The 9,440-nt window shown below is 62.9% G+C and carries 7 protein-coding genes and 1 pseudogene; 1 reads left to right on the forward strand and 7 read right to left on the reverse strand.

Annotated elements, in window-relative coordinates; translation table 11 throughout:
• From pepN to IV091_RS05640, 7 genes and pseudogenes are all read right to left on the reverse strand, one after another.
• Positions 1-456, reverse strand: a pseudogene (pepN, locus tag IV091_RS05610) (aminopeptidase N); the annotation flags it as partial.
• Positions 457-655: 199 nt separating this feature from the next.
• Positions 656-1,760, reverse strand: a protein-coding gene (prfB, locus tag IV091_RS05615; protein WP_293466272.1) for a peptide chain release factor 2 whose coding sequence is annotated in 2 segments (ribosomal slippage) — positions 656-1,678 and positions 1,680-1,760 — 1,104 coding nt in all. Because the reading frame shifts where the segments join, the coding sequence is not laid out codon by codon here.
• A gap of 131 nt (positions 1,761-1,891) precedes the next feature.
• Positions 1,892-3,097, reverse strand: coding sequence for a hybrid sensor histidine kinase/response regulator (locus IV091_RS05620; RefSeq protein ID WP_293466274.1), 1,206 nt, complete (start codon positions 3,095-3,097; stop codon positions 1,892-1,894).
• Positions 3,091-3,681 carry a chemotaxis protein CheB gene (locus tag IV091_RS05625; RefSeq protein WP_293466276.1) on the reverse strand — a complete coding sequence of 197 codons (591 nt, stop codon included), beginning with the start codon at positions 3,679-3,681 and terminating at the stop codon, positions 3,091-3,093. The genes IV091_RS05620 and IV091_RS05625 overlap by 7 nt, the downstream gene beginning before the upstream one ends.
• An 8-nt stretch (positions 3,682-3,689) precedes the next feature.
• Complete coding sequence (locus tag IV091_RS05630) at positions 3,690-4,574, reverse strand: protein-glutamate O-methyltransferase CheR (protein ID WP_293466278.1); 885 nt, start codon at positions 4,572-4,574, stop codon at positions 3,690-3,692.
• Positions 4,575-4,576: 2 nt separating this feature from the next.
• Complete coding sequence (locus IV091_RS05635; protein ID WP_293466281.1) at positions 4,577-8,026, reverse strand: response regulator; 3,450 nt, start codon at positions 8,024-8,026, stop codon at positions 4,577-4,579.
• 95 nt (positions 8,027-8,121) lie between these two features.
• Positions 8,122-9,039 (reverse strand): alpha/beta hydrolase, encoded by a 918-nt coding sequence (locus IV091_RS05640; protein WP_293466284.1) that lies wholly within the window; start codon positions 9,037-9,039, stop codon positions 8,122-8,124.
• A gap of 27 nt (positions 9,040-9,066) precedes the next feature.
• Between IV091_RS05640 and IV091_RS05645 the strand changes: the two genes are divergently transcribed.
• Positions 9,067-9,440, forward strand: a 374-nt coding sequence (locus IV091_RS05645; protein ID WP_293466287.1) for an AMP-binding protein, incomplete at its 3' end; no start/stop codon positions are given.

Raw genomic sequence — 9,440 nt, forward strand, 5'->3', positions numbered from 1 at the left:
CACGCTGTAGCTGGCCATCACATCGGGGCGGTCCAGGAAGTAGGTGATGCGGCGGAAGCCTTCGGCTTCGCACTGGGTAAAAAACGAGTCCTGGCTGACATACAGGCCCATCAGCTTGGTGTTTTTGGCGGGGCAGGTGGTGGTGAAGATTTCGAGCGAGAACGCATCGGGCAGGTCGCTGAGCACCAGCTGCTGTCCTTCGAGCTTGAACGAGGTGCCTTGCCCGTTGACCAGCACGCGCGCGAGGTTGAGTTCCTCGCCATCGAGCTTGAGCGGCTGGATGGGGACGTCCGGGTTGCGGCGCAGCGTCATTTTGTTGAGCACGCGCGTCTTCACCGGGTCCAGGTCAAAACACAGGTCGACGGTGTCGATCCAGTAAGCGGGGGCACTGTAATCGGCGCGGTTGATGACCACGGCTCCCGGTCCAGTTCCGCGATCATCAATCATTTGCAGCATGGTGACTTTCCAATATTTTCTTTAAAACTCAAATAAACGGTAGAACGGGTTGAGGCGTTCTCAGTACCTGGCAGGCTATAACGTCCTGACTGTCATACCCGCGCAGGCGGGTATCCAGAGCGGTGATTCAATAAGCATTGCGCATCGTCAAGCGACTGGATTCCCGCCTGCGCGGGAATGACGAAGCGTGGTACAGCACTTAAACGCCTTGCTTGAGCGACGCTTCAATGAACTGATCCAGGTCGCCGTCCAGCACTTTCTGCGTGGCCGAGGTCTCGTAGTTGGTGCGCAGGTCCTTGATGCGGCTGTTGTCCAGCACGTAGCTGCGGATCTGGTGGCCCCAGCCCACGTCGGTCTTGTTGTCTTCGAGCTTTTGCTGCGCTTCCTGCTGCTTGCGCAACTCAAAGTCGTACAGGCGCGAGCGCAGCCGCTTCCAGGCGACGTCGCGGTTGCCGTGTTGCGAGCGGCCTTCCTGGCACTGCACCACGATGCCGGTCGGGATGTGCGTCAGGCGCACGGCCGAGTCGGTCTTGTTGATGTGCTGGCCGCCGGCGCCGCTGGCGCGGTAGGTGTCGGTGCGCACGTCGGAGGGGTTGATGTTGATCTCGATCGAGTCGTCAATCTCGGGGTAGACAAACACCGATGCAAACGAGGTGTGGCGCCCGCCGGACGAGTCAAACGGCGACTTGCGCACCAGCCGGTGCACGCCGGTTTCGGTGCGCAGCAGGCCAAAGGCGTATTCGCCTTCGATCTTGATGGTGGCGCCCTTGATGCCGGCGGTGTCGCCTGCCGATTCGTCTTCGACCGTGGTCTTGAAGCCCTTGCGCTCGGCGTACTTGAGGTACTGGCGCAGCAGCATGCTGGCCCAGTCGCAGGCTTCGGTGCCGCCGGCGCCGGCCTGGATGTCCAGGAAGCAATTGAGCGGGTCGGCCGGGTTGTTGAACATCCGGCGAAATTCCATTTTTTCGACTTCGGCGGCTATTTTGGCGGCTTCCGCTTCAATCGCCTGCATGCCGGCTTCGTCGCCGTCGCCTTTGGACATGTCGAACAGCTCGGTGTTGTCGGCCAGCTCCTCGGTCAGCCGGTCGAGCGTGAGCACCACGTCTTCGAGGGATTTCTTTTCGCGGCCGAGTTCCTGGGCGCGCTTCGGGTCATTCCAGACCTTGGGGTCTTCCAGGGCGGCGTTGACTTCGTTTAATTTACGTTCTTTGGCAGGGTAGTCAAAGATACCCCCTGAGTTCATTCACGCGGTTGCTGAGGTCCGCGAGTTGGTTGTCGATAAGGTTGATGTGTTCTGCGTCCATGAGGAATTCCTGTCTTGATCTGGGGGGTTAACCCGGGATTTTCTCATGCTCTGGCAGGCGCGCACGCAAAAAAGGCCATGCCGTGCAGGCCCCGGGGTGGCGCCGCGGTTCGGCATGGCCCGCGCTGGGGCTTAGTGCCTGGTTTGCGGCGGTGGCGTCAAAGGCAGCGTGACCGTGAAAACCGTGCCCTGGCCCGTCTGGCTGCGCACGCCAAGCGTGCCGCCGTGCGCCAGCACCAGTTGCTGGCTGACGTAAAGGCCTAAACCGCCGGAGCCCGGGTGCTGCGCGTCGTGTTCGAATTGCTCAAAGATGCGCGCCTGGTCGGCCAGCGCAATGCCCTGGCCCTGGTCGCCCACCTCGATGCGGGCGCCGCCGTCCAAAGGCGTCAGGGTGATGTCGACCGGCTGCGCGTTGCCCAAGCGCAGCGCGCGGGCCAACAGGTTGACCACCACCTGCTCGATCCGGAACTCGTCCCACTGGCCAGTTACCGGCTGGCCTGCCTGCAGCCTGACGGTGCTGCCGGCGGCCGTCGCCTGCTGGTGCAACTGGTCCACGACACGGGCCAGCAGGGCGCCGAGCTCGACCTCGCGCGGGCGGATGGCCAGCCGTTGGCTGCGAATGCGCGAGACGTCCAGCATGTCGTCGATCAGTCCGACCATGCTCTGGACCTGGCGCTCGTCGCTGCCCACCATTTTTTTCAGGTAGGCCTCTGTAAAAAGACCGGTGTTTCCGCCGTCAAGTTCAGTCTTGCGCAGTTGCACCTGCAAAAACAGGGTGTTGAGCGGCGTCAGCAGTTCGTTGGCGACCATGGACATGAAGTCATCGCGCATGCGGACGGCGTTTTGCAACTCGCCCTGGGTGCTCTGAAGTTGCTGCACCAGCAGCTCTTGCGCCTGGCGGCTTTTTTCGAGGGCCTGAACCTGTCGCTGGATTTCCTGGCGATGGCGAAATAGCTCAATGAACACATTGACCTTGCCCCTGACGGCATTAATGTCCAGCGGCTTGTACAGGAAGTCGACGGCGCCGGTTTCATAACCCTTGAAGGCGTAGTTGGACTCCTTGCCGGCGGCGGTGACAAAAACAATCGGAATGTGGCGGGTTTTTTCGGTGCCGCGCATCAGTTCGGCCAGTTCAAAGCCGTTCATGCCGGGCATTTGCACGTCCAGAATCGCCAGCGCGAATTCATGCTCCAGCAGCAGCGCAAGCGCCTCTTCACCGCTGGACGCCTGGAATACGATACGGTCGGGCTGGCGAATCAGCGCTTCCAGCGCCAGCAGGTTCTCGGGCAGGTCGTCGACGATCAGGAGTTTGGCTTGGGGGCGGTCGGTGATCAGCATGAATTTCCATCCAGGGTAAGGAGCAGGCTTCTAATGCTGTCCAGCGTGAGAATCAAATCGGGGCGAAGCGTGCGAATCGCCGCTTCGGGCAGGGTCGGGGCCTGTGCTTCAGCCGGGTCTTGCACCACCGTCAGGCCGCCGCGCCGGCGTATTTTAGCCAGTCCGGCGGCGCCGTCAAAATTGGCGCCTGTGAGCAAAATGCCGGCGAGGTGGGCGCCGTAGGCGTCGGCCGCAGATGCCATCAAGACGTCAATCGATGGGCGCGCATACTGCACTGGCGGCTCGCAGCTCAAGGAAAATGACCGGTCCATTTCCACCGACAGGTGGTAGCCAGGCCCGGCAAAGTACAGCGTGCCCGGCGCAATGCTTTCCTTGTCTGCCGCCTCGCGCACCGCCATCTGCAGCCGGTTCTGAAAAATTTCGACCAGCAGGCTGTCCCGGCCCTCGGGCAAATGCAGCACCGCCAAAATCGGCAGCCGAAAGCCGGCCGGCAGCCCTGACAGCAAGTCCAGCAAGGCATGCACGCCGCCGGCGGACGCGCCAATCACGACGGCTTCGATGCGGTGCGCTGGTGCGGCGGGCATGCGGGGGCTCAGGGCTGCAGCGGCTGGCATTTGCGAAAAATCCGCTCGGGTTTGTCCAGCGGCTCGAAGTGGCTGGCGTAGCCTGAAAAGTCAATGCTTTCCTTGCTGCCCAGGCCCAGAAAGCCGCGGTGGCTCAGCGACTCGTGAAACAGCCCCAGTGCGCGGTCCTGCAGGGTTTTGTTGAAGTAGATCAGCACGTTGCGGCACAGCACCAGCTGGGTTTCCGAAAAAACGCTGTCGGTGGCCAGGCTGTGGTCTGCAAAGGTGATGTTGTCGGTCAGCGTTTTGTCAAAGATCACGGCGCCGTAAGCGGCCGTGTAGTAGTCGGACAACGCCTGCTTGCCGCCGGCCTTCTGGTAATTGGCGGCATAGCCCTGGAGGCCCCTGGCCGGGAAGATACCCTGGCGGGCCTTGTCCAGCGCGCGCGCGTTGATGTCGGTCGCATAAATCAGGGAGCGCTCCAGCAAGCCTTCTTCGCGCAGCAAGATGGCCAGCGAGTAGACCTCCTCGCCGGTGCTGCAGCCGGCAATCCATATTTTCAGGGATGGATAGGTTTGCAGCACCGGCACGACCTGCTCGCGCAGCGCCCTGAAAAACGTGGGGTCGCGAAACATGTCGCTGACCGGAATCGTCAGGTACTGCAAGAGTTGCATGAACAGCGTGGGGTCTTTCAGCACGCCGGCCTGCAGCGCCGCGACCGTCGGGACGTCAAAGCTTGCCATGGCCTGCAGTACCCGGCGTTTTTGCGACGCGCCCGTGTAGTTGCGGAAATCGTAGCTGTAGGTACGGTAAATCGCCTCCATCAGCGTGTGCAACTCGGCTTCGCTGATGCTGCGCTCCCCAGATATCCCGGCGCTCTTCGCTACTCCCGCGTGGCTGGTTCTTGACGGCATGTTCAGACCTGCTCCGCCTTGGGCATCCACACCCGGAGCAGTGAGAACAGGCGGTCAAGATCGATGGGTTTGGCCAGGTAGTCGCTGGCACCGGCACTCAGGCATTGCGCCTGGTCGTCCTTCATGGCTTTGGCGGTCACGGCGATGATGGGCAGTTTCTGGAAGCGCGGGTCGGTGCGGATGCGGCGCGTGGCTTCAAGCCCGTCCATGCCGGGCATCATGACGTCCATCAGCACCAGATCAATGCCGCCGACCTTGTCGAGCTTGCTCAGGGCCTCAAAGCCGTTGCGGCCCACCTCAACCAGCATGCCTTTTTGCTCCAGGGCGCTGGTCAGGGCAAAGATGTTGCGCACGTCATCGTCCACCAGCAGCACCTTGCGGCCTTCAAAGACCCGGTCCCGGCTTTGCGAGGTCTGCAGCACGGTCTGGCGCTGCGCGGTCAGTTCGGCTTCCACTTTGTGCAGGAACAGCGTGACTTCGTCGAGCAGGCGTTCGGGCGAGCGTGCGCCCTTGATGATGATGGCGTGCGCATGCTGCAGCAGGTCGGCTTCTTCCTGGCGACTCAGGCTGCGCCCGGTGTAGACAATGACCGGCGGAACGGCTGTGATGCCTGAGGTGGACATGCGCTTGAGCAGCTCGTCTCCCTGCATGTCGGGCAGCGTCAGGTCGACGATCATGCAGTCGAAAATAGTGCCGGCCAGCAAGGCCAGCGCTTCCTCGCCCGTGGCGACCGCGGTGATCTGCACGTCGTCATCGCCGATCAGCCGCGACACGCTGGCGCGCTGCAAGGCGTCGTCTTCGACCAGCAGCACCCGCTTGACTTTTTGCAGCTGCCGGGCCTCGAGCTTTTGGAACACGGCCTTGAGCTGCTCGCGTGTGGCAGGTTTGAGGGCGTAGTCGATCGCGCCCATCTGCAGCGCCGCCTCCTTGCTGTCATCGGCCGACACCACATGCACGGGAATGTGCCGTGTCCTGGGGTCCTCCTTGAGCCATTGCAGCACCTGCAGGCCGGGGTGGTCGGGCAGGCCCATGTCGAGCAAAATCGCGGCCGGCAGGAACTGCGCGGCGAGTGCCAGGCCGTCTTCGGCGCTGTGGGCGACCAGGCAGCTGTATTTCAGCTCGTGGGCCAGGTCGTACAGGATTTGCGCAAATCCGGCGTCGTCTTCAATCACCAGCACCAGGCGCGCGTTGTGGGGCCGGTAACGGTCATCGGCAAAAACCGGCACGGGCGTAGCCGCAGTCGTGCGCGACCGCGGTGCCGGCCGGGGCAAAGGCATGGGCGCCTTGTTCTGACCCGCCGCCGGAGCCCAATGGCCGGGCAGCCGCAGCGTGAAGGCGCTGCCCTGGCCCTCGTGGCTGTCCACCGTGATGGTGCCGCCCAGCAGCGCCGCCAGGTCGCGCGAGATCGACAGGCCCAGGCCGGTGCCGCCATAGCGCCGGCTGGTGGTGCCGTCGGCCTGGTGGAAAGCGTCAAAAATCGCCTGCTGGTGGTCGGCCCGAATGCCGATGCCGGAGTCGCGCACGACGAAGGAGATCATGTCTTCAGGCTGCCTGGACACGGTGACGCTGACCTGGCCGGCCGAGGTGAACTTGATCGCGTTGGACAGCAGGTTTTTCAGGATCTGCTCGACCCGCTGGCGGTCGCTCACCAGCGTCAGCGACAGCAGTGTGCCCGGCGCCACGCTGACGTCAAATGCCAGTTTCTTCTGGTCGGCCATGGGCTCAAACGTTCTCTTGAGCACATCCACCAGCTCGCCAATCGCGATGCGCTCGGGCGCCAACTCCAGCTTGCCGGCTTCCACCTTGGAAATATCCAGGATGTCGCTGATCAGGTTGAGCAGGTCATTGCCGGCCGAATAGATCGACTGCGCGAACTTGACTTGCTCCGCGTTGAGGTTGCCGGTGGGGTTGTCGGACAGCAGCTTGGACAGGATCAGCGCGCTGTTGAGCGGCGTGCGCAACTCGTGCGACATGTTGGCCAGAAACTCGGACTTGTAGCGGCTGGCCCGGCTCAGTTCTTCAGCGCGCTCCTCCAGCAGCACCTGCGCCCGGTTGAGCGCGCCGTTTTTCTGGTCTAGCGACAAGGCCGTTTCAGACAACTGCTGGTTGGTTTGCTCCATTTCGGCCTGCTGGTTTTCAAGGCTGACCTGGTATTCCTTGAGGACGCGCGACTTTTCTTCCAGCTCTTCGTTGGCGGCGCGCAGTTCTTCCTGCTGCGACTGCAGGTCCTTGTTGAGGCGCTGGCTTTGCGCCAGCACGTCCTGCAACTGCCGGCGGTACAGCGCGGCGTGAATGGAGTTGCCGATGTTGTTGGCAATCATGTTCACGAACTCCGTGTCGCGCGGCAGCAGCGGGCGCATGAAGCCGAGCTCGGCCACGCCGTTGACCTGCCCGTCGTGGTGTACCGGCACCACCAGCACATGGGACGGCGTGCCCTGGCCCAGGCCCGAGGTGACTTTCAGGTAGTGGTCGGGCAGGTCGTGCAGTTGCAGCACCCGGTTTTCACGGGCGGCCTGGCCTACCAGGCCTTCGGCGCTCTGAAATGACTGCGCTTGCGATGCGCTGCCCTGGCTGAAACCATAGGTGGCGACACGCCGCAGCTCGCCGCTGTCTTCGCGCACATAGAGCGCCGCCACGGCCACATCCTGGTAGCGCGCCACAAACTCCAGCACGCTGCGCCCGAGTGACTCGACCGCGTGCTGGCCAATCGTGTATTCGGCCAGTTGGCGTTGCCCGGTGCGCAGCCACAACTGCTCTTGCAGCAGCTTGGCCGTGTCGGCTTGCTGCTGCTGCGTTTCGCCGTAGGTGTCAGACAGTCGCTGCAGTTCCCGGTGGCCCCGCAGGGCCAGCAGGCCGCTCAGGCCCAGGCTGAACAGCAGGTAAGCCGCCATGCCCCAGGCCGTGTTGCTGCGGGCCTGTCCGTTGCGCTCTTGCAGCAGCCGCTCTTCGGTGCTGATGAAGCTGGCAAACTCGCGCCGGATCTCGTCGGTCAGGCTTTTGCCGCTGGCCGAGCGCACCGGCGCCTGGTAGTCCAGGTCCTTGCGCCGCAGATTGACAATATTTTGCGCAAAGTCATTCCACTGCCCCTGCAGCGCGTCGATGCGCCTGAGCCGGCTGACTTGGGCGGGGTTGTCGTTGACCAGTTCTACCAGTGTCGCGGTTTCGGCGGCGATGCGCGGTTTGCCGATTTCAAAGGGCTGCAGCAGCGCTTCCTCGCCGGTGACCAGGTAGCCGTACATGCTGGCTTCCATGTTGGCGCCCAGCTTGGCGATCTGGTTGGCGTTGCTGATGGCGCGCTCGGTGCGCTCTACGCTGCCCAGCGCTGCCAGAAGGTAAAAGATCAGGCCGACAAAAACAGCCGCACTGATCGCCCCCACGCCCAGCGGCAGGCCGATGTTTCGGGTCAGGATGCGCCGAAAATTTTCCTGATGGAGGGGCTCTGTGCTGGACATCGTGGTGGGCGCTGGAGGCGCTGCAAAAAGGCTTGAGTGTGCCCTATTTGCCCTGATCACCTTGCTGGCGCCGCTTCAAGCGGCTTGTCTGGCGGTCAGCCCAGGAAATCGCCGATCAGCCCGGCAAGTTGCTTGGGCTGGTCATGGTGCAGCATGTGGCCGGCATCCTGGACCACGGCCACCCGTGCGTCGGGCACCTGTTTCAGGCGCTCGTGGTATTCGTCCAGCGAATACTTGCCCTTCCACCACAGCCCCATCGAGTCGTCGGACGCCTCGATGGCTAGCACGGGTGCGCTGATGCGCTGGTAGATCTCCAGCACTTCGTCCAGGCGGTACAGCTGGGCGCTGGTGATCTTGTGGGCCGGAGCACCCAGAATTTCCCACTTGCCGCTGGCGTTGGGGCGGGCCCAGTGGCTGGCCAGCCACTGGGCTTTGTCGGCCGGCAAGCGGGGGTTGGTTTTCATGAGCCGCCTTGCCACGCCGCCCACGTCGTCGTAGGCCTTGAGGTCCAGGTCGCCGCGCTGCAGTCCCTTGAGCTCGTCCATCCACTGGGCATAGCGCGCGGGCGCCTGGCTGGGCTGGCTGGCGGGCATGCCAAAGCCTTCGAGGTTGACCAGCTTCCTGATGCGCTCGGGCCGCACGCCGGCATACAGCATGGCGACATTGCCGCCCATGCTGTGGCCGACCAGATCGACTGCCTGGCCGGGGGCATAGTGGTCCAGCAGGAAGTCGAGGTCGGCCAGGTAGTCGGCAAACCAGTAGTGGTCGGCGTCGGCAGTGCAGGTCAGGCCGAAGCCGCGCCAGTCCGGCGCAATGATGGTCCGGCCCTGCGTGAACGCATCCGGCAAGGCGTCGACCATGAACTGCCAGGACGCCGCCACGTCCATCCAGCCATGCACCAGGACCAGGGGCGGCAAGGCCGGGTCGGCAGTGCCGCCCCAGTGTTGAATGTGGTAACTGAGTCCCCGTATAGGGACAAACTCGCTGCGGGATGATCGTATTTCTTTGTACATTGTGGGCTGATCATAAGGAGACATCAGTTGAAGCGCAGTCAAAACAGGGACACAAACAAGACCGGCCCCACCAGGGCGCCGGACCACTATACGGCGCTGCACAGCGGTTTTCGATGGCAGCTTGATGCGTATTTCAACATCGCGGAAGTTTGCTGCAGCCGCTGGGCGCGGGCTGAAAAGGGCAAGCAACGCGCTACCAAAAAAGTAGCTATTAAAACCCATGTTGTGGGGGCTAAAGGCACTAAAGGCACTTTTCATACCTATGTTGAGCTGCAGCGGGCGGCCGACGCGCTGAGCCATGTGCTGGCCGGGCTGGGCGTGCAGCGCGGGGATCGCGTGGCCATCGTGATGCCGCAGCGCTTTGAAACGGCCGTGGCCTACATGGCGGTGTTCCAGATGGG

This window comes from Polaromonas sp. (assembly GCF_018780625.1).
In the GTDB taxonomy this organism is placed as follows: Bacteria; Pseudomonadota; Gammaproteobacteria; order Burkholderiales; family Burkholderiaceae_C; genus Polaromonas.